Origin of the sequence: Pseudomonas sp. 8O (assembly GCF_902506495.1) — a bacterium.
Lineage (GTDB): Bacteria > Pseudomonadota > Gammaproteobacteria > Pseudomonadales > Pseudomonadaceae > Aquipseudomonas > Aquipseudomonas chaetocerotis.
In genome coordinates, this window is sequence record NZ_LR733264.1 from 310,132 (window position 1) to 335,605 (window position 25,474).

General features: G+C 63.2%; 26 protein-coding genes. 7 read left to right on the forward strand and 19 right to left on the reverse strand.

All coding sequences use genetic code 11. From position 1 onward, the window contains the following. Positions 1-92: 92 nt before the first annotated feature. The 8 genes from GV002_RS04280 to GV002_RS04315 form a co-directional block, all read right to left on the reverse strand. On the reverse strand, positions 93-1,196 hold the full coding sequence (locus GV002_RS04280) for an ABC transporter permease (protein ID WP_160017205.1): 1,104 nt from the start codon (positions 1,194-1,196) through the stop codon (positions 93-95). Positions 1,197-1,207: 11 nt separating this feature from the next. Then, a complete protein-coding gene (locus GV002_RS04285; protein WP_160017206.1) occupies positions 1,208-2,755 on the reverse strand; it encodes an ABC transporter ATP-binding protein in 1,548 nt (515 codons plus the stop codon). A 370-nt stretch (positions 2,756-3,125) separates the two neighbouring features. Beyond that, positions 3,126-3,686 carry an MFS transporter permease gene (locus GV002_RS04290; RefSeq protein ID WP_160017207.1) on the reverse strand — a complete coding sequence of 187 codons (561 nt, stop codon included), beginning with the start codon at positions 3,684-3,686 and terminating at the stop codon, positions 3,126-3,128. Positions 3,687-3,997: 311 nt separating this feature from the next. Next, a complete protein-coding gene (locus GV002_RS04295) occupies positions 3,998-4,684 on the reverse strand; it encodes an SDR family oxidoreductase (RefSeq protein WP_160017208.1) in 687 nt (228 codons plus the stop codon). A gap of 168 nt (positions 4,685-4,852) precedes the next feature. Then, positions 4,853-5,419 carry a DUF922 domain-containing protein gene (locus GV002_RS04300; RefSeq protein ID WP_160017209.1) on the reverse strand — a complete coding sequence of 189 codons (567 nt, stop codon included), beginning with the start codon at positions 5,417-5,419 and terminating at the stop codon, positions 4,853-4,855. Further along, complete coding sequence (locus GV002_RS04305) at positions 5,416-6,000, reverse strand: IMPACT family protein (RefSeq protein ID WP_160017210.1); 585 nt, start codon at positions 5,998-6,000, stop codon at positions 5,416-5,418. Before GV002_RS04305 ends, GV002_RS04300 begins: the two co-directional genes overlap by 4 nt. Further along, on the reverse strand, positions 6,000-6,662 hold the full coding sequence (locus tag GV002_RS04310) for a TetR/AcrR family transcriptional regulator (protein ID WP_160017211.1): 663 nt from the start codon (positions 6,660-6,662) through the stop codon (positions 6,000-6,002). Before GV002_RS04310 ends, GV002_RS04305 begins: the two co-directional genes overlap by 1 nt. Positions 6,663-6,832: 170 nt before the next feature. After that, positions 6,833-7,750 (reverse strand): LysR family transcriptional regulator, encoded by a 918-nt coding sequence (locus GV002_RS04315; RefSeq protein WP_160017212.1) that lies wholly within the window; start codon positions 7,748-7,750, stop codon positions 6,833-6,835. Positions 7,751-7,912: 162 nt separating this feature from the next. Between GV002_RS04315 and GV002_RS04320 the strand changes: the two genes are divergently transcribed. Both GV002_RS04320 and GV002_RS04325 read left to right on the forward strand, forming a co-directional pair. Beyond that, the gene (locus tag GV002_RS04320; RefSeq protein ID WP_160017213.1) at positions 7,913-9,259 is read left to right on the forward strand and encodes an aspartate aminotransferase family protein; all 1,347 of its coding nucleotides are present in this window, start codon (positions 7,913-7,915) and stop codon (positions 9,257-9,259) included. Positions 9,260-9,366: 107 nt separating this feature from the next. Further along, positions 9,367-10,863: a CoA-acylating methylmalonate-semialdehyde dehydrogenase gene (locus GV002_RS04325; protein WP_160017214.1), complete on the forward strand. Its 1,497-nt coding sequence runs from the start codon at positions 9,367-9,369 to the stop codon at positions 10,861-10,863. Positions 10,864-11,151: 288 nt separating this feature from the next. Here GV002_RS04325 and GV002_RS04330 read toward each other — a convergent pair whose 3' ends face one another. Then, on the reverse strand, positions 11,152-11,547 hold the full coding sequence (locus GV002_RS04330) for a hypothetical protein (RefSeq protein ID WP_160017215.1): 396 nt from the start codon (positions 11,545-11,547) through the stop codon (positions 11,152-11,154). Positions 11,548-11,762: 215 nt separating this feature from the next. Further along, positions 11,763-11,966 (reverse strand): hypothetical protein, encoded by a 204-nt coding sequence (locus GV002_RS04335; RefSeq protein ID WP_256667029.1) that lies wholly within the window; start codon positions 11,964-11,966, stop codon positions 11,763-11,765. A 179-nt stretch (positions 11,967-12,145) separates the two neighbouring features. On the opposite strand from GV002_RS04335, the gene GV002_RS04340 reads away from it, so the two are divergent. Beyond that, positions 12,146-12,973 carry an arylamine N-acetyltransferase family protein gene (locus GV002_RS04340; RefSeq protein WP_160017216.1) on the forward strand — a complete coding sequence of 276 codons (828 nt, stop codon included), beginning with the start codon at positions 12,146-12,148 and terminating at the stop codon, positions 12,971-12,973. Between the two features lie 303 nt (positions 12,974-13,276). On the opposite strand, the gene GV002_RS04345 is transcribed toward GV002_RS04340, so the two are convergent. The 8 genes from GV002_RS04345 to GV002_RS04380 form a co-directional block, all read right to left on the reverse strand. Next, complete coding sequence (locus GV002_RS04345) at positions 13,277-14,788, reverse strand: SulP family inorganic anion transporter (RefSeq protein ID WP_160017217.1); 1,512 nt, start codon at positions 14,786-14,788, stop codon at positions 13,277-13,279. Positions 14,789-14,872: 84 nt separating this feature from the next. Then, positions 14,873-15,604, reverse strand: coding sequence for a carbonic anhydrase (locus GV002_RS04350; protein WP_306109743.1), 732 nt, complete (start codon positions 15,602-15,604; stop codon positions 14,873-14,875). 430 nt (positions 15,605-16,034) lie between these two features. After that, a complete protein-coding gene (locus GV002_RS04355) occupies positions 16,035-16,271 on the reverse strand; it encodes a hypothetical protein (RefSeq protein ID WP_160017218.1) in 237 nt (78 codons plus the stop codon). A gap of 358 nt (positions 16,272-16,629) precedes the next feature. Next, entirely contained in the window at positions 16,630-17,334 is a 705-nt protein-coding gene (locus tag GV002_RS04360) for a lipopolysaccharide kinase InaA family protein (protein WP_160017219.1), read from the reverse strand. 284 nt (positions 17,335-17,618) lie between these two features. Next, complete coding sequence (gene groL, locus GV002_RS04365) at positions 17,619-19,265, reverse strand: chaperonin GroEL (RefSeq protein WP_160017220.1); 1,647 nt, start codon at positions 19,263-19,265, stop codon at positions 17,619-17,621. A gap of 49 nt (positions 19,266-19,314) precedes the next feature. Further along, complete coding sequence (locus tag GV002_RS04370) at positions 19,315-19,608, reverse strand: co-chaperone GroES (RefSeq protein WP_017675400.1); 294 nt, start codon at positions 19,606-19,608, stop codon at positions 19,315-19,317. A gap of 323 nt (positions 19,609-19,931) precedes the next feature. Beyond that, positions 19,932-20,381 carry an FxsA family protein gene (locus tag GV002_RS04375; RefSeq protein ID WP_160017221.1) on the reverse strand — a complete coding sequence of 150 codons (450 nt, stop codon included), beginning with the start codon at positions 20,379-20,381 and terminating at the stop codon, positions 19,932-19,934. Between the two features lie 65 nt (positions 20,382-20,446). Beyond that, positions 20,447-21,181, reverse strand: a complete 735-nt coding sequence (locus GV002_RS04380) for a HugZ family protein (RefSeq protein WP_160017222.1) — start codon at positions 21,179-21,181, stop codon at positions 20,447-20,449. 108 nt (positions 21,182-21,289) lie between these two features. Between GV002_RS04380 and GV002_RS04385 the strand changes: the two genes are divergently transcribed. After that, positions 21,290-22,048 (forward strand): SDR family oxidoreductase, encoded by a 759-nt coding sequence (locus tag GV002_RS04385; protein ID WP_106733578.1) that lies wholly within the window; start codon positions 21,290-21,292, stop codon positions 22,046-22,048. Positions 22,049-22,182: 134 nt separating this feature from the next. Here GV002_RS04385 and GV002_RS04390 read toward each other — a convergent pair whose 3' ends face one another. Further along, complete coding sequence (locus tag GV002_RS04390; protein WP_160017223.1) at positions 22,183-23,151, reverse strand: polyprenyl synthetase family protein; 969 nt, start codon at positions 23,149-23,151, stop codon at positions 22,183-22,185. A 246-nt stretch (positions 23,152-23,397) separates the two neighbouring features. Between GV002_RS04390 and rplU the strand changes: the two genes are divergently transcribed. The 3 genes from rplU to cgtA all read left to right on the forward strand — a co-directional run bounded on the left by rplU (position 23,398) and on the right by cgtA (position 25,466). Next, positions 23,398-23,709 (forward strand): 50S ribosomal protein L21, encoded by a 312-nt coding sequence (gene rplU, locus GV002_RS04395; RefSeq protein ID WP_004424548.1) that lies wholly within the window; start codon positions 23,398-23,400, stop codon positions 23,707-23,709. Between the two features lie 36 nt (positions 23,710-23,745). Then, entirely contained in the window at positions 23,746-24,003 is a 258-nt protein-coding gene (gene rpmA / locus GV002_RS04400; RefSeq protein WP_004424545.1) for a 50S ribosomal protein L27, read from the forward strand. A gap of 242 nt (positions 24,004-24,245) precedes the next feature. After that, positions 24,246-25,466 (forward strand): Obg family GTPase CgtA, encoded by a 1,221-nt coding sequence (gene cgtA / locus GV002_RS04405; protein WP_055986966.1) that lies wholly within the window; start codon positions 24,246-24,248, stop codon positions 25,464-25,466. Positions 25,467-25,474: the final 8 nt, after the last annotated feature.

Sequence of the window (25,474 nt, forward strand, 5' to 3'; positions counted from 1 at the left end):
ATAGCTTTGTAGGAGCGAGGGGGACGCCCAGTGCTTGCTCGCGATCAGTGTCGGCAAGGATCGCGAGCAAGCTCGCTCCTACAGGTTCTTTGTCAGGCCATGGCCTCGGTGTTGTTTTTGGCGTCGCGCTTCACCCATTTCCACTTCAGCCGAGGTCGGTAGAGGATCAGCACGTCGCAGGCCAACAGGTAGAACAGCATCATTCCCTGGAACAGTTGGGTGATCGCCTGCGGCAGGTTGAGGTTCATCTGTGCGTTCTCGCCGCCCAGATACAGCAGCGCCATCAGCAGGCTGGCGAACAGAATGCCGAGTGGGTTGAGGCGGCCGAGGAAGGCCACGGTGATCGCCGCATAGCCGTAGCCGGGCGAGACCTGCGGCACCAGCTGGCCGATGGGGCCGGCCACTTCGCCGACGCCGGCCATACCGGCCAGTGCGCCGCTGACCAGCAGGGCGAACCACACCAGGCGCCTCTCGCGAAAGCCGACGAAGCCGGCGGCGCGACTGTCCAGGCCCAGTACCTTTATCTGAAAGCCGAGAAAACTCTTGTGCAGCAACACCCACACTGCCACCAGGGCCAGCAGCGCCAGGTACAGGCCGCCGTGCAGGCGACCGTCCTCGCTGACCAGTGGCAGGCGGCTGGCATCGCCGAACATCGCCGATTCGGGGAAATTGAAACCGGCCGGATCTTTCAGTGGGCCATGCACGAAGAACAGCAGCAGGTTCAGCGCGATGTAGTTGAGCATGATGCTGGTGAGGATTTCGTTGGCATTGAACTGCGTGCGCAGCCAGGCGGTGAGCCCGGCCCAGGCGGCGCCCGCGCAGGTGCCGGCCAGCACCACCGCCGCCAGCGCCCAGCGGCTGTCCCAGTCGATCAGTTGCAGGGCCATGGCGCTGCCGGCCAGGGCGCCGATCAGCAGTTGGCCCTCGGCGCCGATGTTCCAGATGCGCGCCTGGTAGGCCACCGCCAGGCCGAGGGCGCACAGCAGGATCGGCAGCGCCTTGACCAGCAGTTCGGACACGCCATACCAGTCGCTGATCGGGGCGATCAACAGGGTGTGCAAGGTTTCCAGCGGATCATGGCCAAGCAGGGTGAACAGCAGCACACCGCTGATCAGGGTCAGTACGGCGGCCAGCAGCGGCGACAGCCAGAGCATGGGGCGCGACTGCTGGCCGCGCGGTTCCAGGGATAACAGCATGACGGGCTCCGTCAGCAGGCCGCAGCAGCGGCGGGTTGATCGAATTCACCGGCCATCCAGCGGCCGACCTCCACGGGGCAGACCTGAGCGGTGTTGGTCAGCGGCGACAACCGCCCGCTGCACAGGGCGCCAATGCGGTCGCTGATCTGGAACAGTTCGTCGAGGTCTTCGGAGATCACCAGGATCGCCGCGCCGGCATCGCGCAGGGCGATCAGGGCACGGTGGATGGCGGCGGCGGCGCCGACGTCCACGCCCCAGGTCGGGTGCGCGGCCACCAGCAGCTTGGGCTGTTGCAGAATTTCCCGGCCGAGGATGAATTTCTGCAGGTTGCCGCCGGACAAGCTGCGCGCCGCCGTGTCGGCATTCGGCGTTTTCACCGCGAAGCGGCGGATGATCTCCTCGGCCAGTGCGCGCACCTTGCCACGCTGCACCAGGCCGCCCTTGACCAGGCCCTGGCCGAAGGCGGTGAGCAGGGCGTTGTCCACCAGGCTCATTTCCGGTACGGCGCCATGACCGAGGCGTTCGGCCGGCACGAACGCCAGCCCCAGCTGGCGCCGTGCATCGGGATGCAGGTTGGCCACCGGCGCCGCATCGATGCTCACTCGCTCACGTTCGCCACGCGGAAGGCGGGCTTCGCCGCTGAGCAGCGCGAGCAACTCGTCCTGGCCATTGCCGGCCACCCCTGCGATGCCGACGATCTCGCCGCTGCGCACTTCCAGGCGAATGTGCTCGAGCGAGCAGCCGAAGGGATCGGGGTTGTGCCAGCTGAGGTCATCGACGCGCAGCCGTGGCAGGCCGCCGCTGACCTTCGGGTAGCTGCTCTCCAGGCCCTCGGCATCACCGACCATCAGTCGCGCGAGCTCCAGGTCCGAGCGCTCGGCCGGTACGCAATGACCGGACACCCGGCCGCCGCGCAGCACCGTGGCGCTCTGGCACAGGGCACGCACCTCGCCGAGCTTGTGGCTGATGAAGAGGATGCTGCAGCCCTCGGCGGCCAGCCGGCGCAGGGTGACGAATAGCTCGTCGGCCTCCTGCGGGGTGAGCACCGAGGTCGGCTCGTCGAGGATCAAGAGTTTGATGTCCTGCATCAGGCAGCGCACGATTTCTACCCGCTGGCGCTCACCGATGGACAGGCTGTGCACCAGGCGCGTCGGCTCCAGCGCCATACCGTAGCGCTGCGATACTTCGCGGATCTTCGCCTCCAGCTGCTTCGGCGTGCCGGCATCCGCGCCCATGGCCAGGGCGATGTTCTCGGCCACGGTCAGGGTCTCGAACAGCGAGAAATGCTGGAACACCATGCCGATGCCCAGGCCGCGCGCCATGGCTGGGTCGCGCATCGTCAGCCGCTCGCCCTGCCAGCGGATTTCGCCGCTGCTGGGCTGGGTGACGCCGTAGATGATCTTCATCAGGGTGCTCTTGCCGGCACCGTTCTCGCCGAGCAGGGCGCGGATCTCGCCGGGGGCGATGGCCAGGTCGATACGATCGTTGGCCAGGCAACCGGGGTATTGCTTGCTGATGGCCGTCAGTTGCAAGCGTGTGGCATCGGGTGAGGCAGGCATGGAAAACGCTCATGGCAATAACTGAGCGGGGCTAAAGCAAAAACTTGGCCAGGAGGTCAGAAAACCTGTCAGCTGCGTTCTCGCCTGCTGCAAACGTTGATCCATGCGCAGGATTGGTGCGGTCCGCCCCGCAGGGTGCGCCATGCGCACCGCATTCGAGCGCTTGTCGCAGGTGACATTGGTGCGTACGGCGCACCCTACGGTCGTGGCCGTAGCCCGGATGCAATCCGGGAATTTCTCGAAGTAACAGCCTGCGGCCACCAGAAAAGCAAGTAGCCTGGCTTGAGCGCATCGATACCCGGGGCGGCTGTTGATGATGGGTTTCGTGATGCTCAATCCATCTTGCGATTGCCACGTCTGCGCTTGGGCTTCAGAGAAAGACAGCGATCAGAATGAGCAACCACAGCAATGCGCCGGGGATGATGAACAGCAGGTTCAGACCGCTGATAGACGCGTTGGTCTGCCCATTGTCATCGCCGCTCGCCTGGTTGGCCTGTTGCTGAATCAGCGCCAGGGGAATGGCCGGAACCATGACGACGCCGATCGTCAGCAGCAATTCAAGAGCACCGCCTGGACCATCGGTTCGTGTCAGGCCATCGCTGACGAGTGTCAGTAGCACATAGGCCCAGGCGGTGCCCGAGTAAGCCCAGGGCGCCTGGCCCTGGCGCTTTTTGTGCTCGTTGATCTGGCGGCATAACGAGTGGGTGAAAAAAATCTGAAAGATAGAACGCGCCGCCGGCATGATCCTTTTAGGCAGCATCGCGGTGCGCTGACTGTCCCACTGTTTGTAGAACCAGTAGATCGAGTACAGGCCGAAGGTGGTGAAGTACAGCAAGTAGAGCTTGTTCTGTGAGGTGGCGAAGAATGCGCCACGGGAATGGGACTGTTCGTCCAGCAGCTCTGCTTTGGGTGTCTGATACAGGTTGTCCATTGACCGAGTCCCGAGTAATGGTGGTGGGAGGCTCGCATCCTGCGAGTGTTCAGAGGGCGGCAGAGTATACGGATGTCACGACGTTGGGGCGTGTGCTATGGCGCGAAATTGCTTGCCATCTCAATTTAAGGTGATCGTTCTCACGCTCTGCGTGGGAATGCGGGGTTCGACGCTGCAGCGTCCACCAGCAGGCAGCGGTATATCCAGGCCCGGTAGCGACGCAGAGCGCCTCAATATTGCTCCCACGCAGGCGCGTGGGAGCAATCGTTGCTCGGCCCGAATAGTGCGGGCCGAGCAGGTGACGCTGGCGCTTACCAGGGCAGTGCATTGCCCTGGTAGTCCATGTAGCGCAAGCCGGATTGGCCGACGGCGGAGCTGACTTGTTCGACCATGCCCTTGCAGCTGCTGTCGATATCCAGCGGAGCGTCGGCGCCGCCCATATCGGTGCGTACCCAGCCCGGGTGCATCAGCAGCACGCCGAGTTTTGGGTTGTCCTGAGTGCGCACGAAGCACTGCACGAGGTGGTTGAGCGCGGCCTTGCTGGCGCCGTACAGCGGCATGCCCAGGCCAGCGCCGGCCTCGATGCTGCCGAGGATCGAACTCATGAACACGATCAGCCCGTGCTCGGCGGCCAGGTGCGGTAGTAGGCGCTCGGCCACGCGCAGCGGGGCGACGGCGTTGGTCAGGAACAGTTGGCCCATTTCCTCGGCGCTGGCCTGTGCAGTGCTGTGGTGCTCGGGGCCGGCAACCCCGGCGTTGACGAAGATGACGTCGAACTGCTGGTCGCTCAGGCGGTTGGCCAACTGCTCGAGACTGTTCGGATCGGTCATCTCCAGTTGCTCCACGCGTACTCCGGGCAGCGCCTGCAGCGGTGCCTGCTGCGTGGCGCTACGCACGGTGGCGGTGACGCTCCAGCCCTGGGCGGTGAATTCACCGGCCAGACCAAGGCCGAGGCCACGTGAGGCTCCAATGATCAGGATGGATCGGGGGGCAGTCATGTCAGGCTCCATGGCGGATGAGAAAGAAGATCAGCATAGCGAATGTCGATCCGATAAGCCCGGTACAGCCACTGGCTAAAGCGGCCTGGTCTCGGGTGGGATTTGTCGAGCGCGTCCGCCTCTGATTCGCGGCAGGGCGGCGGCCCTGCACACCCTGTGCGTTAGCCGTCATTCTGTCAGCCAGGCGCCCTGGCTGCGGCCGTGACCAGTCTGCTGGTCGTACTGCCGCTCCTGTTCGGCATGGCGCCGCAGGATGGCGTTGGCGCGCTGGTTGGCTTGCTGTTGCAGCTCGGCGCAACTGGGGTATTCGGACGTCTGCAGCAGGGCGGCGTCGATCTCGGCGGCGGCAGCCTGGCCGATGCGGTAATGGCCCAGCTCATGTTCGCGCAGTGCACCGAGGTACTGCTCGAATCGCTGGCGCTGCTGGGCGTCGCCGCCGCCGAGACGGGGCAGGGTGATGGTGGCGTTCAACCGGGTACGGGTGAGGTCGATCTGGCAGCGGCCGTCACGTTGCTCGCGCCACCAGAAATTCCACTGCACCCGCCAGCGGGTGTAGGCGTGGTAGATCTGGCCGTTCTGGCGAATCGGCGAGGCCTGGTTGAGGGCGCGGCTGAGGGATTGGCCAGAGTCCACCTGCAGGTCGTAATACTGTTCCTGCACACGCTCTTGCACCTCGGCATGGGCCGGCAGGCAGAGCCACAGCAGCGACAGAACTGTAAGGATCGTCCGCTTCATGGCGCCTTCAGGCTTTCGCGGCCCCGGCTGATATCGCCCAGCAAGCGTTCCAGCGTGGCACGCTCGGCCGGCACGACGGCCAGTTGCAGGCGTGCGCCAGTGGCGTCGTAGTCCTCGCTTTCGATCAGGCTGTCGAACTCGTTCAGGCGCGCCTTGAACACGGGCAGCTCGGCGAACTGCAAATGACAGGTGAAGGATTGGCGCAGCACCAGTTCGCGCCGCTCGCCGGCCTGCAGGCATTTGGCCGCGCTGCCGCCGTAGGCGCGAGCCAGACCGCCGGTGCCGAGCTGAATGCCGCCGTACCAGCGGATCACCAGCACCGCCACCTGATCGCAGTCCTGCCCCTCGATGGCGGCGAGGATCGGCCGCCCCGCCGTGCCGCCTGGTTCGCCGTCGTCGTTGAAGCGGTACTGGTTGCCGACCTTCCACGCCCAGCAGTTGTGCGAGGCGGCCAGGTCGCTGTGGCTGTCGATGAAGGCTTGCGCCTCGGCCGCGCTGGCAATCGGCGCGGCGAGGGCGATGAAGCGGCTCTTGCGAATCTCCTCGCGGTATTCGCAAGGGCCGAGCAGGGTGAACGCCATCAGGCTTTGGCGGCAGGTGTCAGGCCGCAGCCCTTGAGGATGACCTGCACAAGCTGGTCGGATGCTTGCTCGAAGTCCTGCTTGGTCAGGCGCGAGCTCTGCTTCACGCGGCAGATCTGCGAGGCGAAGTCGGCATAGTGCTGGGTGCTGCTCCATAGCAGGAAGATCAGGTGAAGCGGGTCGACCGGGTCCATCTTGCCTGCGGCGATCCAGCCTTCGAACACGGCGGCACGACCACGGAACCAGTCCAGGTAGTTCTGGTTGAAGTACTGCGACAGGCATTCGCCGCCGCTGATCACTTCCATGGCGAAGATGCGCGAAGCCTTTGGCTGGCGCCGGGAGAATTCCATCTTGGCGCGGATGTAACGCTCCAGCGCTTCGGCCGGGTCGTCATCGACGCTCAGATTGTTGAAGGTGCTGTCCCACAGTTCGAGGATGTTGCTCAGCACCGCCAGGTACAGCCCCAGCTTGTTGTTGAAGTAGTAGTGCAGATTGGCCTTGGGCAGGCCGACGTTCTGCGCGATGGTATTCATGCTGGTGCCCTTGAAGCCGTGCCGGGCGAATTCTTCCTCGGCAGCCTTGATGATGGCTTCTTCGTTCTTCTGGCGAATGCGCCCGGCGGGCTTGCCGTTGGCGCTGTGGGCGGGGACTTCGAAGGTCATGGGGCGATTCCGAACTGATCAGGGAGCCGAGCGATTGCACAGATACCCCAGCCTTGGCTGGGTGACAAGCATTACGGCGTGAAAAAGCCCGTTTGCGTCGGGCGTGTCACCCTGCGCAGGCGATCTGCCCGCTTTTTCTCTTCGAGATGGGGCATTTGCCAGTACGCACCTCAGGCTTCGGCCAGGGCGTCGAGAAAGCTCTCCAGCACCAGGTGCGCGCGGCGGCCCTTGCGCGTTACCGCTGCCAGGTTGATGTCGTAGTAGCGCGTGGACGCCTTGAGCGCGCGCAGGCGACCCTGCTGCACCCAGGCCTGGGCGTAGTGGTCGGGCAGGTAGCCGATATAGCGCCCGGTCAGAATAAGGAAGGCCATGCCCTCGCGATCCGAAGCGCTGGCGGTGCAGTTCAGCGCCTGGTAGTGGCTCTGAACCTCCGGCGGCACGCGGAAGGTCGGGGCGATGGCCTCCTGGGCGTTGAGCCGTTCGTCCTCGAGCTGCTGGTCATCGACGTAGAACAGCGGGTGGCCGACGGCGCAGTAGAGCAGCGAGCGCTCGTCGTACAGCGCCTGATATTCCAGGCCGGAGAGGGCGCCGACCTGCGGCACCACGCCGATATGCAGACGGCCGTCGAGCACGCCCTGTTCCACTTCCGAGGGCGGCGTCATGCGGATGTGGATGCGCACGTCCGGCCCTTGCACCTTGAGGCGCGCCAGGGCATTGGTGATGCGCATGTGCGGGATGGTCACCAGGTTGTCGGTCAGGCCGATGTTCAGCTCGCCGCGCAGGTGCTGGTGCAGGCCGTTGACCTCGGTGCGAAAGCTCTCCAGCGCCGCCAGCAGCTGCAGCGTGCTCTGGTAAACCTCGCGGCCTTCCTCGGTCAGGGCGAAGCCGGCGCGGCCGCGCTGGCACAGGCGCAGGCCAAGGCGCTGTTCCAGGTCGCTCATCTGCTGGCTGATGGCCGAGCGACCGATGCCCAGAGCGCTTTCCGCCGCGGAAAAACCGCCGCATTCCACGACGCTGCGAAACAGCTTGAGCAGGCGGATTTCAAAGTCGCTGACCTGGGCCAGCGGATCGGGACGACGGCTGCTCATTTGTTTAGTAGACCTTGAACTGAAGATAAGAAGAGTGTTGTTTTACTGACTCTATGCCCGTGGCACCTTTGCTGGCAACTACCCTGTAGGAGCCGGCTTGCCGGCGATCATCGCCCGCAAGCCGGCTCCTACATCCGATTGCCTGCCCGAGTGAGGCTCCCAATGAACATGCCGCAGACCGCAACCCCGTCCCTGGCCAGCCAGCTCAAGCTGGATGCGCACTGGATGCCGTTCTCCGCCAACCGCAACTTCCAGCGCGACCCGCGTCTGATCGTGGCGGCCGAGGGCAACTGGCTGACCGACGACCAGGGTCGCAAGATCTACGACAGCCTGTCGGGTCTGTGGACCTGTGGCGCCGGTCACTCGCGCAAGGAAATCCAGGAAGCCGTGGCCAAGCAGCTCGGCACCCTCGACTATTCGCCGGGCTTCCAGTACGGCCATCCGCTGTCGTTCAAGCTGGCCGAGCAGGTCGCCGACCTGATGCCGGGTGATCTCAATCATGTGTTCTTCACCGGTTCCGGCTCCGAGTGCGCCGACACCGCGGTAAAAATGGCCAAAGCCTACTGGCGCCTCAAGGGCCAGGCCTCCAAGACTCGCTTCATCGGCCGTGCCCGTGGCTACCACGGCGTCAACATCGCGGGCACCGCGCTGGGCGGCATCGGCGGCAATCGCAAGATGTACGGCCAGCTGATGGACGCCGACCACCTGCCGCACACCCTGCAACCGGGCATGGCTTTTACCAAGGGCATGGCCGAGACCGGCGGCGTGGAGCTGGCCAACGAGCTGCTCAAGCTGATCGAACTGCACGACGCTTCCAACATCGCCGCGGTGATCGTCGAGCCGATGTCCGGTTCGGCCGGTGCTATCGTGCCGCCGGTGGGCTACCTGCAGCGCCTGCGCGAGATCTGCACGCAGCACAACATCCTGCTGATCTTCGACGAAGTGATCACCGGCTTCGGCCGCATGGGCAAGTGGAGCGGTGCGGAATTCTTCGGCGTGACCCCGGACCTGATGAACGTCGCCAAGCAGATCACCAACGGCGCCATCCCGCTGGGTGCGGTGATCGCCAGCAGCGAGATCTACAACACCTTCATGCAGCAGCCGTCGCCGGAGCACATGATCGAGTTCACCCACGGCTACACTTATTCGGCGCACCCGGTTGCCTGCGCCGCTGGCCTGGCGACCCTGGAGCTGCTCAAGCGCGAGAACCTGATCCAGCAGTCCGCCGAGCTGGCGCCGAAGTTCGAGGCTGCGCTGCATGGCCTGAAGGGCACCAAGCACATCGTCGACATCCGCAACTGCGGCCTGGCTGGCGCCCTGCAGATCGCCCCGCGTGACGGTGATGCGGTGATCCGTCCGTTCGAGGCCGGCATGGCCCTGTGGAAGGCGGGTTTCTACGTACGCTTCGGTGGCGACACCCTGCAGTTCGGCCCAACCTTCAACGCCAAGATGGAAGACCTCGACCGCGTCTTCAACGCCGTTGGCGACGTGCTGAACAAGCTGGATTAAGAGCGAACGCACCCATTTCTGTAGGAGCCCGCTTGCGGGCGATGTTGTAAAACGGATCGCCGGCAAGCCGGCTCCTACCCACAATAATTACGTCTAGGAGCTTCCCCATGAGCCATATCCCTCACCTGATCAACGGCGAGCGCATTGCCGGCAACGGTCGCAGTGCCCCGGTGTACAACCCATCTACCGGCGACTCCACCAGCGCCGTCGGCCTGGCTGATCGCGCCACCATGCAACTGGCCATCGACGCCGCCAAGGCCGCCTTCCCGGCCTGGCGCAACACCCCGCCGGCCAAGCGTGCGCAGATCATGTTCCGCTTCAAGCAACTGCTGGAGCAGAACGAGAACGAGATCGCCGCGCTGATCAGCGCCGAACACGGCAAGACCCTCGAAGACGCCGTCGGTGAACTCAAGCGCGGCATCGAGAACGTCGAGTTCGCCTGCGCCGCCCCGGAAATTCTCAAGGGCGAGTACAGCCGCAACGTCGGCCCGAACATCGACGCCTGGACCGACCTGCAGCCCATCGGCGTGGTCGCCGGCATCACTCCGTTCAACTTCCCGGCCATGGTGCCGCTGTGGATGTACCCGCTGGCCATCGTCTGCGGTAACTGCTTCATCCTCAAACCGTCCGAGCGTGATCCCAGCTCCACCCTGTTCATCGCCGAACTGCTGAACCAGGCCGGCCTGCCCAAGGGCGTGCTGAACGTGGTCAACGGCGACAAGGATGCGGTCGATGCGCTGATCGAAGCGCCCGAGGTCAAGGCCCTGAGCTTCGTCGGCTCGACCCCGATCGCCGAGTACATTTACAGCGAAGGCACCAAGCGCGGCAAGCGCGTGCAGGCCCTGGGCGGCGCCAAGAACCACGCCGTGCTGATGCCCGATGCCGACCTGGACAATGCCGTCAGTGCCCTGATGGGCGCGGCCTATGGCTCCTGTGGCGAGCGCTGCATGGCCATCTCCGTAGCCGTGTGCGTGGGTGACCAGATCGCCGACGCGCTTGTGGACAAGATCGTCCCGCAGATCCAGGCACTGAAGATCGGTGCCGGCACCTCCTGCGGCCTCGACATGGGCCCGCTGGTCACCGCCGCGGCGCGTGACAAGGTCAAGGGCTACATCGACGCCGGGGTCGAGCAGGGCGCCAAGTTGGTGGTCGACGGCCGCGACCTGGTGGTCGCTGGCAACGAGAACGGTTACTTCGTCGGCGGCACTCTGTTCGACAAGGTGACACCGGAGATGACCATCTACACCGACGAAATCTTCGGCCCGGTGCTGTGCATCGTCCGCGTTGGCAGCCTGGAAGAAGCCATGCAGCTGATCAACGATCACGAGTACGGCAACGGCACCTGCATCTTCACCCGTGACGGTGAAGCGGCACGCCTGTTCTGCGACGAGATCGAAGTCGGCATGGTCGGCGTCAACGTGCCGCTGCCGGTGCCGGTGAGCTACCACAGCTTCGGTGGCTGGAAGCGCTCGCTGTTCGGCGACCTGCATGCCTACGGTCCGGATGGTGTGCGCTTCTACACCCGCAAGAAGGCCATCACCCAACGCTGGCCGGCGCGCAAGAGCCACGAAGCGGCGCAGTTCGCCTTCCCCAGCAATGGCTGAGTGAGCTGATGCGTTGAACGAAAAGGCCGATCACGAGATCGGCCTTTTTATTGGTTGCAGTGTCGTGGTGATCGGGCTTCCGGCAGGAGCGCCTTCAGCCGCGAAAAATCTGGCAGCCACTTGGGAGTTGCGTGATCGTTCCCACGCGGAGCGTCACGGGCTGCATGCCCACGCGGAGCGTGGGAACGATCAGAACCTGTAGGAGCGGGGCTGCGAGGCTTCGAAAAGCTTCGCCCCGGGGTGGGGCTCCTACGAACGCTGCCGTGGAAGCCTTATCTGGTTAAACCGTCAGCGGGAGAGGCGATGGTTCTTCCGCAGGTCGACCAGATCCTGATAGGTGCAGGCTTGTGGCGCCGGTCCGGTCAGGTCATAGCAACGCTGGCCGAAGCCCATCGGCCAATAGGCGATGCCGACCGGAGGCCAGAAGATCGAGGCAACGCGGAAGCGTGTTTTCAGGCGGCCACTCTGGATGACATGGGATTGCTTGTCCTCCAGCCGATAAGGTACGCCTCCGGCTGCACCCCATGAAAATGGGCGTGTCTTGATCAGGCCCTGGTTGTGGAGAGTTGGGCGCTCATTGACGATGAGCGCGCTATCGTCGGGGAGCTTGACCCAGGTGGCAGTGGAGCAACCGCTGACGATCAGCGCGGCTGCCAGCATGGCGGCAGACTTGAGGGAAGACATCCGGATTACATCCTTGTCGTGAGTGCTGATAGGGGCGCGTACTATAAAGGCTTATAGCCATCATGGAAGTGCCGAATGTCCACTACAGGTGGATAACTGCAGGGCATTAAAGAAAAAGACCAGTCTTGTGACCGGCCTCCCTGTTTTCAGGCGAACGTGCTGTTCGCTGCCAGCGCTCGCCGCTGGATGGAGCTGCGCCCTGCACGAGGCGCCGGTCACTGCGCCTGATCGATGGCCTCCTGCAGGCGCTGCGTGTTCGCCGCATTGGCCTGGTCGATCTGCTGCTTGAGCTGCTCCATCTGCTGCTGAGCCAGTTTGGCCTGCTCAGCCTGGAGTGTCGCCGTAGCGGCCGTCTCACCGGCGCCGCAGCCGCCCAGGGTGAGTAACAGGGAAAAGGTACAGAAACGGCGCAGGTGCATCATGGAGTCCTCGGGCAAGCTCGTGCGGTAAGCGATAGATTGGCGCATTCATGCCGGTTTGTGTGTGCCGGCTGCCGCAAACCGAAAGTGCTGATTCGAGTACGCCATGCCGTTCGTTGCATATCGTCCATCCACGCCCTCTGGTAAAACAGCCGGCAGATAGAAAAGGGAGATGCACGATGACCGAGCCATTCATGCTGGATCTACACAGGTGCCTCGAGCGCCTGGGTTACTCGTCGGCACCGCCACCGACTCTCGACACCTTGCGCGAACTGCAGGCGCGGCACACCGCCGAGTTCCCCTTCGAAACCCTGGCGAGCATGCTGCGCGTGCCGGTCGAGGTCGAACCCGCCGCGATTCAGGACAAGCTGCTGCGCCAGGGCCGTGGCGGTTACTGCTTCGAACTCAACCGCCTGTACTTGCTGCTGTTGCAGGCGTTGGGGTTCGACGCGCGCGGGCTGACCGGCCGCGTAGTGATGGGCGGCCCGGAGGATGCCCTGCCGGCGCGCACCCATATGCTGGTGCTGGTGACGATCGATGGCGTGCGCTACATCACCGACGTTGGTTTCGGCGGCATGGTGCCGACCGGTCCCCTGCTGCTCGATAGCGAGGCCGAACAGGCCACGCCGCATGAGCCCTATCGGCTGACGCTGGTGGACGGTACCTACACCCTGCGCGCATTGGTGGCGGGTAGCTGGCGGGCGATGTACGTCTTCGATCTGCAGAAGGTGGCGGATATCGATTACGTGGTGGGCAACTGGTACGTGTGCACCCACCCGGATTCGCCCTTCCTCGGCCAGATGATCGCTGCGCGCACCGGCCCAGGCTTACGCAAGACCCTGAATAACGGCAGCTTCGCCATTCACCGCCTGGGGCAGGCGAGCGAGCGAGTGCAGTTGCAGAGTGTCGATGAGGTGCTGAGGGTGTTACGCGAGGAGTTTGGCATTCAGGTGCCGGAGCATCCTGAGCGGCGGGAGATCATCGAGCGGTTGATTACGGGGGCGTGAAGGCAAGGCCGCTGGTATCGCCTCGCTCTTATGGGAGGGGCTTCAGCCGCGACCCGAAGCCACCCAAATCTGTAGGAGCGGCTTCAGCCGCGAAAATCTCGGAAGCCTCGAAAGCCTGCTGAGATTGCTGATGGACCGCGATCAGCAAGTAGCCCGGATTTACGTAGGGTGGACAACGCGAAGCTTGTCCACCGTTTCATTCAGGGACAGGACGCGTTCGCCCAGTCGGTTGGTCTGGTGTTGCAGACACACCTGCCCCCGCTCTAGCTGCATGCACTCTTGGCTTTCGCCCGGCCCTGGCAATCAGGCCAGCGCGGTGCGCTGCCGACCTTCTACCCGGCGCTTCAGCGCAGCCCCTTCGACGATCTCCAGCCCACCACCTTGGGCGCGGGCGGAGCGGCCCCAGTCTTCCAGCAGCTCCATGCAGGCATGGTCGATGTAGCTGACCCGCGCCAGGCTCAGATGCAGTCGTGTGCCCGGCTCGACACTGGCCAGCAGCTTGGCCAGTTGTGGCACACGGAGGAAGGTGGCGGCGCCGCTCATGCGCAGTTCGGCGCTGTTCGGGCCGGTGGGTACCAGTTTCACGCGCAGGCGTGAGGCGCTCCAGACCAGTTTCAGCAGCGTCAGGCCGAAGCCCATCAGCACGCCGGTCAGCAGGTCGGTGAAGACGATGCACAGCGCCGTGGCGGCGTAGATGAACACCGGGGCACGGCCGTACTGGCCGAGGTTGCGCATGGCCTTGGGGTCGACCAGTTTGCAGCCGGTGTACACCAGTACCGCGCCGAGGCTGGCCACCGGGATGCTCTGCAGTACGACGGGCAGCAGAGCGACCAGGGCCAGTAGCCAGGCGCCGTGGAGGATGGTCGAGGCGCGGCCGCGTGCGCCGGCCTGGACGTTGGCCGAGCTGCGCACGATCACGCCGGTCATCGGCAGGGCGCCGACCGCACCGCAGAGCATGTTGCCGATGCCCTGGGCGGAAAGCTCGCGGTTGAAGCGCGCACGCGGGCCATCGTGCATGCGGTCGACGGCAGCGGCAGACAACAGCGTCTCGGCGCTGGCGATAAAGGCCAAGGCGAGGGCGGCGATCAGCAGTTGCGGATCGGCCAGGCTGGCCAGACCTTGTGGGGTGATCCAGTCGATGGCATCGCCGAGATTGGCTGGCAGTTCCACGCGCTTGACCGGTAACGCGAGCCACAGGCTGGCCAGAGTGGCGAGCGTCACGCCGACCAGTGCGCCAGGCAGAAAGCGCAGCGGTGCCGGACGAAAACGCTCCCACAGCCAGATGCTGGCGATGGTGCCGAGGCCCACTGCACCTGCGATCATGGCGTTGCTGCCGATCAGGCTCAGCGCATCACGCACGGCGCCGGGGAAGGCCAGCAGGTTGTCCAGGCCGGAGGCCTTGGGCGCGGCATCGATCATCACGTGCACCTGCGACAACACGATGAGGATGCCGATGCCGGCGAGCATGCCGTAGACCACCGCCGGCGCGGTGACGCGAAACCAGCCGCCCAGGCGCAAGGCGCCGGCGACCAGCTGGATCAGTCCGGCCAGCAGCAATACCGGGCCTAGCGCGGCCATGCCGTGAGTACGCACCAGTTCGAACACCAGTACGGCGAGGCCGGCAGCCGGGCCGCTCACCTGTAGTGGCGCTCCGGCGATGAAGCCGACTACCAGGCCGCCGATGATGCCGGTGATCAGTCCCTTGGCCGGTGGCATGCCGGAGGCGATGGCGATGCCCATGCACAGCGGCAGGGCGACGAGAAAGACCACCACGGACGCCAGCGCGTCCCGTGGCAGTGTGCGAAATACATTCATGGGGAATCTCCTTGCCCATCTCGCGGGCAAAAGCAGCCCGTGCCCGCGCGCTCTGTTCGCGCAGGCTCGGGGGAAACGGATAGATCAGGCGCTGGCGTAGCGGGGTTGCGGGGTGGCGCAGGGCTGCTCGTCGCCATCGAGCGCGAGGAAGTGGCCCGAGGCGGCGTCGTAGGCGCGGATGCCGCCGCTGTCGATGTCGTAGACCCAGCCATGGATCTGCAACTGGCCGCTGGCCAGACGGGCGGCGACGGAAGGGTGAGTGCGCAGGTGGTCGAGCTGGGCCACCACGTTCTCTTCGGTCAGCACGCCGAGGGTTTCATGGGCGCTGCCGCAGTTGCAGTTGTCCGCTACCACACTGCGGGCCACCTCGGCGTGACGCAGCCAGGCGCGTACCGTGGGCATGCCGTCGAGGCTATCCGGGTTGAGCACCGCCTTCATCGCGCCACAGTCGGAATGGCCGCAGACGATGATGTGCTGTACGCCGAGCGCCAGTACGGCGTACTCGATGGCAGTGGATACGCCGCCGTTCATCTGTCCGTAGGGAGGTACCACGTTACCCACGTTGCGGGTGACGAACAGGGTGCCGGGGTCGCTCTGGGTGATCAGCTCCGGCACGATGCGCGAGTCGGCGCAGGTGATGAACATCGCGCTGGGCGATTGCGCCGAGGCAAGACGCTTGAACAGCGCCTGCTGCTGCGGGTAGACCTCCTGGCGGAAACGCCGAAAACCCTGCAGCAGTTGTTGCAGGGCGGCCTGAGCGTTGTCCTTGGCGACGGGGCGCAGGGTGTTGCCGGTTCGGGAAGCGGTTGAGTTCATCGTTGCATCTCCTGTGATTTTCATCGGTGACGTTCTCGACTGCCAGCCAAACGCCTGTGACCAGTCGGTCACTTCCAGGGCAACGATAAGGATTCTTACTTAATCAAAACTGAACGAGAGGCTCTAAAACGCCACTATGCGGGTAATGCTGTTCACAGAAGAAATGATCGGACGCGATCAGTCCCCTTGCCCCTCTGGGAAGAGGCTCAGGGAGAGGGGAGCTAAGCGCACGCAGCCTTAAGTGAATAGCATTGCACTTATGCGGGCACTTTCAGGGGCTTGGCCCTTGTGACGGCCGGGCGGGAAATGGGGGATACGAATGAGCAGTACGGCTACTCGAGCAGCATGGGTGCAAGTGTCAGAAGCTGACGCCTGGCGGGCCACCTGCGGATGCAGATCAGCCCGCTTGGCGAGGCCTGATCGTGGGGACTTACTGCTCGCCCTTCATCGCACCACTGAGGCCGAACATCAACACAAGCAGGTTGGCGTCCGGTTTGGCGGCGGGTTGTACCTGCTTGCGCAAAGGTGCGGTTGAGCAGGGTTGCACAGCGGTGCAGGCCTGTGCTTCCAGTACGCGGGGGCCGGGCTCCTGCCAGGCTGCGGCAGCGATTGCCGTTACGCTGAGTGCGAGGCCAAGGAACAAACCTCGTGCTATTTCTAATTTCATTTTGCTAACCCCTTGAAAGCGCTGCCAAACGCTGTTCGCTAAACCTAGATCACCCATTGCCTTGTCGTCGTTTCATGCGACGAACGGTCTTAGCGCGTAGCTGACACCAGCCGGGGCTGTGGTGGGACACGGGCCTTGTTGGGTGGTTCAACAATGGTGCGGGTAACGTATCGACGTAACCTTAGGTGCCTGTTACGGCCCCCTGTAACAGCCGGCCCTGGCAGTCGCAGTCGCCTGCAGCTTTTCTTGCTACCCAGCGCAAAGGTGCAAGGTAGAGCCACTTCCTGGTGGGGATGATGCGGATGGAACGAGGTGTTGCGGATAAAACACTGCCGGCTCTGGGCCGGCAGCCGTTTACTCACGCAATAGACGTGCCGAGGCCCTTGACGCCACCGGCGAAAATCTGGCGATAGCCCTGCAGCAGTCGCTGCCAGTCGTCGTCGGACCAGGGGCTGTGACGTCGTAGTTGAGACAGGTCGTGCTGAGCGGCCCGGGCGCGAGTCAGGCGGCGCCGGCTTTTCTCCAGATCCAGCAGGGCAACCTGCGGCGTTTCGTCGACAAGGTTGACGAAGATATGTTTGGCATACAGGCAGCCGTGCTGCCAGCGCCCCAGGTGCATACGCGCCAGAGTCGCGCCAACAAGTTGCAGCAGCTGGGCATGTACGGCTTCGCCACAGGCTTCGCGGCCGCCTTTGGCGTACCAGCTTTCGATATCCATGAAGCCTTCGAGCTCTGCGGTCACCAGCAGGCCGCGCCAGCCTTGCTGTGGGTCGTGTTGGACGCCGCAGTAGATCAGCTGGGGAACGGGCACGCCGAGTGCATCCAGAGCCAGCAATGCACTGCGTTCGCGCAGTACGGTCGGGCGTCCTTTTGGGTGCAGCAGGCTGCGATAGATGTGGCCGATCTGTTTCTTGGCGTAGAGCACGCCGGTTTCATCCAGTAGGCGCTGCACGCCACTCTCGCCGCCACGGCGAACGTTGGGCTCTTCGACCCAATCACCTTGCTGTTGCCACCAGTGTTGGAATGCCTGCTGAGGGATTTCGCTCGTACTGCAAAGGGCCATATTTTTGTTCTTCTATTGGAGGTTGGCGCAGCGCCCGTCTCGTGAACGGCTGCTACGTCGTTCAGGGTGGTAACGAAACATATGCAAGCAACGTTCCCGAGTCCACCGGCAATGAAATCGAATTTTTCGATCTGTATCGCTTTTCATCGGGAATAAAAATTTTCCGGGAGAAATTTTTAACGTCGCGTAGCGACGGCCCGCAGGGTGGCCGCCATGGATGGCAGGCCAAAAAAAAACCCCGCGACTGGCGCGGGGTTCTTTGTGCTGCGTGGGTGCCGGTCGGCTTACATCATGCCGCCCATACCACCCATGCCGCCCATGCCACCCATGTCAGGCATGGACGGAGCCTTGTCGTCAGCCGCTTCGGCAACCATGGCCTCGGTGGTGATCATCAGGCCGCCGATGGAGGCAGCAGCCTGCAGGGCCGAACGGGTGACCTTGGCCGGGTCGAGAATACCCATCTCGATCATGTCGCCGTAGGTGTCGGTAGCGGCGTTGAAGCCGAAGTTGCCCGAACCCTGCTTGACCTTGTCGACCACTACGCTCGGCTCGCCGCCGGCGTTGGCAACGATCTGACGCAGCGGCGCTTCGACAGCGCGGCGCAGCAGAGCGATACCGACGTTCTGGTCTTCGTTGTCGCCTTTCAGCTCGTCGATGGCCAGCAGAGCGCGAACCAGGGCCACGCCGCCGCCAGGTACCACGCCTTCTTCCACGGCAGCGCGGGTAGCGTGCAGGGCGTCTTCAACGCGGGCCTTCTTCTCTTTCATCTCGACTTCGGTGGCAGCGCCAACCTTGATCACGGCAACACCGCCAGCCAGTTTGGCCAGACGCTCTTGCAGCTTCTCTTTGTCGTAGTCGGAAGAGGTTTCTTCGACCTGCTTGCGGATCTGTGCAACGCGGGCTTCGATGTCGACCTGGGCACCAGCACCATCGATGATGGTGGTGTTGTCCTTGTTAAGCACGACGCGCTTGGCGTTACCCAGGTGCTCCAGAGTGGCGCTTTCCAGGGACAGGCCAACTTCTTCGGAGATCACGGTACCGCCGGTCAGGATGGCGATGTCCTGCAGCATGGCCTTGCGGCGGTCGCCGAAGCCCGGAGCCTTGACGGCAGCGACTTTGACGATGCCGCGCATGTTGTTGACGACCAGGGTAGCCAGGGCTTCGCCTTCGACGTCTTCAGCCACGATCAGCAGCGGACGGCCAGCCTTGGCAACGGCTTCCAGAACCGGCAGCAGTTCGCGGATGTTGGAGATCTTCTTGTCGACCAGCAGCAGCAGCGGGCCTTCGAGCTCGGCAACCATGGTGTCCGGCTTGTTGATGAAGTACGGCGACAGGTAGCCGCGGTCGAACTGCATGCCTTCTACGACGGACAGTTCGTTTTCCAGGCCCGAGCCTTCTTCAACGGTGATGACGCCTTCTTTACCGACCTTTTCCATGGCTTCGGCGATGATGTCACCGATGGAGTGGTCGGAGTTGGCGGAGATGGTGCCTACCTGAGCGATGGCCTTGGTGTCGGTGCACGGCTTGGCCAGCTCTTTAAGTTGGGCAACGATGGCGATGGTGGCCTTGTCGATGCCGCGCTTCAGATCCATCGGGTTCATGCCGGCAGCGACGGATTTCAGGCCTTCGTTGACGATGGCTTGAGCCAGAACGGTAGCGGTGGTGGTGCCGTCACCGGCCGCGTCGTTGGCCTTGGACGCAACGTCCTTGACCAGCTGGGCGCCCATGTTTTCGAAGGCGTCTTTCAGTTCGATTTCCTTGGCAACCGAAACACCGTCTTTGGTGATGGTCGGGGCGCCGAAGGATTTGGCCAGCACCACGTTACGGCCTTTCGGGCCGAGGGTGGCTTTGACGGCGTCGGCCAGTACGTTGACGCCAACGAGCATTTTCTTGCGGGCGGAATCGCCAAACTTGACTTCTTTAGCAGCCATGTTGATCAGTCCTCAAATTCTTGAAGGTTAAAACGGAGATTCGTGGGAATCAGGCTTCGACGACAGCGAGGATTTCGTTCTCGCCCATTACCAGCAGGTCTTCGCCGTCGACCTTGACGGTGTTGCTGCCGGAGTAAGGGCCGAATACCACCTTGTCACCGACCTTGACGGCCAGCGGACGGACTTCGCCGTTATCCAGAACCTTACCGGTACCGACGGCAACGACTTCACCTTGGTTCGGCTTCTCGGCGGCCGAACCCGGCAGCACGATGCCGCCTGCGGTTTTGGTCTCTTCTTCGCTGCGACGGATCACGACGCGGTCATGCAGAGGACGAAGCTTCATTGTCGATCTCTCCTAACAATTGAATGGCCAACTTGCCGACTCTTGATTGGTCGGCGGGTTTGTAAAATCCGGCGAGGCCGGGCGCGGCACGCTGGGCGCACCGCGAAAGTCGGACTGCCTCAGAGGGCAGGCACCTTGCGGTGACTGCTACATGTGGGCGGGCAAGTGCATTTCAAGGGGAGGAAGTGAATTTTTTTGCGCTGCAGAGGGGGCGGCACTCGCGGCAAGCACCGCAGCCTGACGACTTTGCGTAGGAGTCGGCTTGCCGGCGATCAGCCAGAGAGAGATCGCCGGCAAGCCGGCTCCTGCAGGTGCTGTAGGGATCAGTCGCGGCGCTCGTAATCGCCTTCGAGCACGTTGGGCCGAGTCTGTCCGGAGCGAGCGGCGGCATCGTCGAAGAAGGCACGTTGACGCAGGGCCTGCTCCTCGGCGCGGCGACGAATCTTGCCGACCAACAGGCGACGGGTGAAGGGAATCAGGCAGAGCACACCGAATATGTCGCTGATGAAGCCCGGCAGCAGCAGCAGGCCACCGCCGACGGCGATGAGCAGGCCTTCGAGCATTTCCTGCTCAGGCAGCTCGCCACGCGAGAGTTTTTCACGGGCGCGCCAGGCAGTGGCGACGCCGGCAACGCGCAGCAACACGCTACCTAGGATGGCGGTGCCGATCACCAGCATGAGCGTGGGCAGCACGCCAATGGCGCTGCCGACCTTGATCAGCAGGGCCAGTTCGATGATCGGAAACAGCAGGAAGAGGAATAGAAACGCGCGCATTTTCAGAGGGTCCTTGACGGAAGCGAGCTTCCAGTAGGAATTAAGTATGGGGTAATGGCCTGAATTCAAGCTGAAGGCGTACCGCTGGTCGGCCAGCTTTCGGCTCGAGCCAGCTGCACCAATGCCTGGCGCACGGCGCCGGGATTGCTGCAGGGTGCGGGAAAGGGCAGCCAGTACAGGCTCTGGCCGATGCGCAGATGAAAACCTTCACTGTCGACACCGGCCATCTGCGCGGGTTCGTGTTGCGGCAGGCCGGCCAGTTCGACGTAATGCGCGATGGCGCTGGCGTGGTCGTCGTTCATGTGCTCGACCATGCTCGCTTCGCTGCCGTCTGTCGCAAAGGGATTGGCCAGGGCGACGTGGTCGAGCCAGTGAATGGCGCCAAAACCGCCGATGAAGCGCCAGCGCACTGGCTCCAGGCGCCAGAAATCGAAATCATGCGCCCGATGGTAGTCGCGCGACTGGGGGAAAAAACGGTAATAACGCTGTGCGGCCGCTTCGATTGCGTCTTCGTCATGCAACTGTCGTGCTTCGGCGAGCAAAGTGAGGCGGCCGACCGCCTGCACATCCTCTGCGCCACGTTCGCCGACCAATAGCGAGCATTTGGCGTTCTGCCCGAGATTATGGGTGTGCTGGGCGATGCGGCTGATCAGGATCAGCGGCCGGCCCTCGGCGTCCAGGCAGTAGGGCACCACCGATCCGAAAGGGAAACCCGGCATGGCCTTGGAGTGGGTGCTGAGCACGCCACGGTATTCCTTGAGCAGCAATTCTCGTGCATGCTTGCCGGCTTTCACGCTCACCTTATGACTCCTCGCAAAGAATCCGTCAGAAACGGACAGACGCCCTAGCATAGCGGTTAGCGGGCATCAGCGGGGTCGGTAAATGCTGCACCTTGAGGGGATAAAGCGATGCAACTGAAAGACAAAGTCATCATCATCACTGGCGGTTGCCAGGGACTGGGCCGCGCCATGGGTGAGTACCTGGCAGCCAAGGGCGCCAAGCTGGCGCTGGTCGATCTGAACCAGGAAAAACTCGACGAAGCCGTGGCTGCCTGCAAGGCCGCCGGTGGCGATGCCCGCAGCTACCTGTGCAACGTGGCCGATGAAGAGCAGGTGACCCATATGGTCGCCCAGGTGGCCGATGACTTCGGTGCTATCAACGGCCTGGTCAACAACGCAGGCATCCTGCGCGATGGTCTGACCATCCGCGTGAAGGATGGCGAGATGACCAAGATGAGCCTGGCGCAGTGGCAGGCGGTGATCGATGTCAACCTGACCGGCGTATTCCTTTGCACTCGCGAAGTGGCGGCGAAGATGATCGAACTGAAGAATGAAGGCGCGATCGTCAACATTTCCTCGATCTCGCGTGCCGGCAACATGGGGCAGGCAAACTACTCCGCAGCCAAGGCGGGCGTAGCTGCCGACACCGTGGTCTGGGCCAAGGAACTGGCGCGTTACGGCATTCGCGTAGCGGGCGTGGCGCCGGGCTTCATCGAAACCGAGATGACCGGCAGCATGAAGCCGGAAGCCCTGGAGAAGATGACCTCGGGCATTCCGCTCAAGCGCATGGGCAAGCCGGCCGAGATCGCGCATTCGGTGGCCTACATTCTGGAAAACGACTATTACACCGGTCGTATTCTGGAACTGGACGGCGGCCTGCGCCTGTAATTCACCCGGCCTGAACGAAAAACGCCCCGACTGGTTCGGGGCGTTTTTCGTTTCCGACAGCTGGTGCGCAAGGCGCACCCTAATGGCGGCGTTCTGTTTGCTTTTCGTAGGGTGCGCCGTGCGCACCGCAGCTTTCAATGCGTGCGAGCGACAGCGAAACGGCTCAGCTCCACCAGCGCCTCGCGATATTCCCCGGCCGGCAGCACTTCCAGGCAGGCAATTGCGCGTTCGGCGTAGTCGCGAGCGAGTCTGGCGGTGTAATCCAGAGCGCCGGCGGCATCCACGGCGGCGCGGATGCTTTCCAGGTCTTCGATACCGCCTTTCTGAATCGCGCGGCGCACCAGTGCTGCCTGTTCCTCGGTGCCTTCACGCATGGTGTAGATCAGCGGCAGCGTCGGCTTGCCCTCGGCGAGATCATCACCGACGTTCTTGCCCAGCTCGGCTGCGTCGCCTTTGTAGTCGAGCAGGTCGTCGACCAGTTGGAAGGCGATGCCCAGGTGATCGCCGAAGGTGCGCAGGGCTTCGCGCTGTGCTTCGTTGGCGCCGGCCAGCGCGGCGGCGGCATGAGTCGAGGCTTCGAACAGCATCGCGGTCTTGCCGCGGATGACTTCCATGTAGGTCTCTTCCGTGGTGCTGGCGTCGCGAACCTTGGACAGTTGCAGCACTTCACCTTCGGCGATCACGCGGGTGGCGTGGGAGAGAATCTTCATCACCGGCATGGAGCCGAGCTCGACCATCATTTCGAACGAGCGTGAATAAAGGAAGTCGCCCACCAGTACGCTCGGTGCGTTGCCCCACTGGGCATTGGCGGTGCTACGGCCGCGGCGCATATCGGACATGTCGACCACATCGTCATGCAGAAGGGTGGCGGTATGCAGAAATTCGATGGTGGCGGCCAGCAGGCGCAGGTCGTCGGCCTGGTAACCCAGCGCGCGACCGCTGAGCAGCACCAGCAGCGGGCGCAGGCGTTTGCCGCCAGCGGAAATGATATAGTCGCCGATCTTTTCCACCAGCGGCACGCGGGAAACCACCTGTTGGCGAATGATGCCATCGACGGCGGTGAAATCGTCCGCTACCACGCGGTAGAAAGCCTGGGGTTGCATCGGCGACAGGTGCTCCTTTGAGGTTGCGCGGCATGCTAGGTGGCGGGGTGGGGGCTGTCAAGGCAAGTGCCTGTGGGCCTTGCGAAGCGGTCTGCGCTTGCGTACAATCGCGCACCCTGAACTTCCCCCTGGGCATTTCCCTGCCTTACGCAATTGCAAGGGTGTCACTTCCGGCCCCAAGCAGCCATGCCAGCCAATAACGACTTTTCTAAAGCGCTGGGTGAGCAGGATCAACGGAGATTTACCATGTACGCAGTAATTGTTACTGGTGGCAAGCAATACAAAGTCACCGAAGGCGAATTCCTCAAGATCGAGAAGCTCGAAGTCGCCACCGGCGAAGCCGTGACTTTCGATCGCGTTCTGCTGATCGGCAATGGCGACGACGTTCAGATCGGCGCTCCGGTCGTAGACGGCGCTAAAGTGGTTGCCGAAGTCGTTTCGCAAGGCCGTCACGACAAAGTGCGTATCATCAAGTTCCGCCGTCGTAAGCACCACATGAAGCGTCAGGGCCACCGTCAGTGGTTCACTGAGATCAAAATCACCGGTATCCAGGCCTGATTCGTCGGCCCCGATCCTTTATAGGAGTATTGACTCATGGCACACAAAAAAGCTGGCGGTTCTACCCGTAACGGCCGCGATTCCGAAAGTAAACGCCTTGGCGTGAAGATGTATGGTGGTCAGGTCATCAAGGCCGGCAACATCATCGTTCGTCAGCGCGGCACCGAGTTCCATGCCGGTTTCGGCGTGGGCATGGGCAAAGACCACACCCTCTTCGCTAAAGTCGAAGGCGTGGTCAAGTTCGAAGTGAAGGGCGCTTTCGGCCGTCGCTACGTGAGCGTCGTTCAGGCCTAATCGCCTACGCGCTGGAAAAGCCCTGTCCGTAGGACGGGGCTTTTTTATTGGCCCGCCGTCCATGGCGGCATCCCTCCGGGCCGTCGCAAGCGACGTTAAAAAACGCTCCAGGCGTTTTTTTTGTTTCTGTATCCTTGGGTTCTTGCCCGATCACCCGTAACGCCACGCTGTTCGCGTGGGGTCATCCGGCAAGGGCCTTTACGTTGTTCTGTTGACCCGCAGCGCTTGCGGGAGGCGTATCCATGAAATTTGTCGACGAAGTTTCGATTTTTGTAAAAGCCGGTGACGGCGGTAACGGCATGATGGCCTTCCGTCGCGAGAAATTCATCGAGAAGGGCGGCCCCAACGGTGGCGACGGTGGCGACGGTGGCTCGGTATTCCTCGAGGCCACCGCCAACCTCAATACCCTGATCGATTACCGCTACACGCGTAAATTCAACGCGCAGAATGGCGAGAAGGGCGGCAGCACCGACTGCACCGGCGCCAAGGGCGAAGACCTGATTCTGCCGGTGCCGATTGGCACCACGGTGATCGACGTGGCGACTCAGGAAGTGATTGGTGACCTGGTCAAGGCCGGTCAACGCCTGATGGTCGCCCAGGGCGGCTGGCACGGCCTGGGCAACACCCGCTTCAAGTCCAGTACCAACCGTGCGCCGCGCCAGACCACGCCGGGCAAGCCGGGCGAGTCGCGCGATCTCAAGCTTGAGCTGAAAGTGCTGGCCGACGTCGGCCTGCTCGGTCTGCCCAATGCCGGCAAGAGCACCTTCATCCGCGCCGTTTCCGCTGCCAAGCCGAAAGTCGCCGATTACCCCTTCACCACCCTGGTGCCGAACCTGGGCGTGGTCAGCGTCGATCGCTTCAAGAGCTTCGTCGTCGCCGACATTCCGGGGCTGATCGAAGGCGCTTCGGACGGTGCCGGCCTGGGTATTCGCTTCCTCAAGCACCTGGCGCGTACCCGCCTGCTGCTGCACCTGGTGGACATGGCGCCGCTGGACGAGAGCGATCCGGCCGAGGCTGCACAGGTCATCATCGACGAGCTCGGGCGCTTCAGCCCGGCGTTGGCCGAGCGCGATCGCTGGCTGGTGCTGAACAAGATGGACCAGGTGCCCGAGGACGAGCGTGAGGCGCGCAAGGCCGATATCGTTGCCCGTTTGAACTGGCAGGGTCCGGTTTACGTGGTTTCGGCCATCAGCCGCGACGGCACCGAGCGTATCAGCCGCGACATCATGCATTACCTGGAAGTACGTGCCGAGCGCATCGCCGAGGACCCGGTATTCGCCGAGGAGCTGGCCGAGCTGGATCAGCGCATCGAAGACGAGGCGCGTGCCCGTCTGCAGGCGCTGGACGATCAGCGTGCGCTGCGTAAATCCGGTGTGCGCAGTGTCGATGATATCGACGAGGACGATGACTTCCTCGACGAAGAAGACGACGATGGCCCGGAAATCATTTACGTCCGGGATTAAGCAAATTT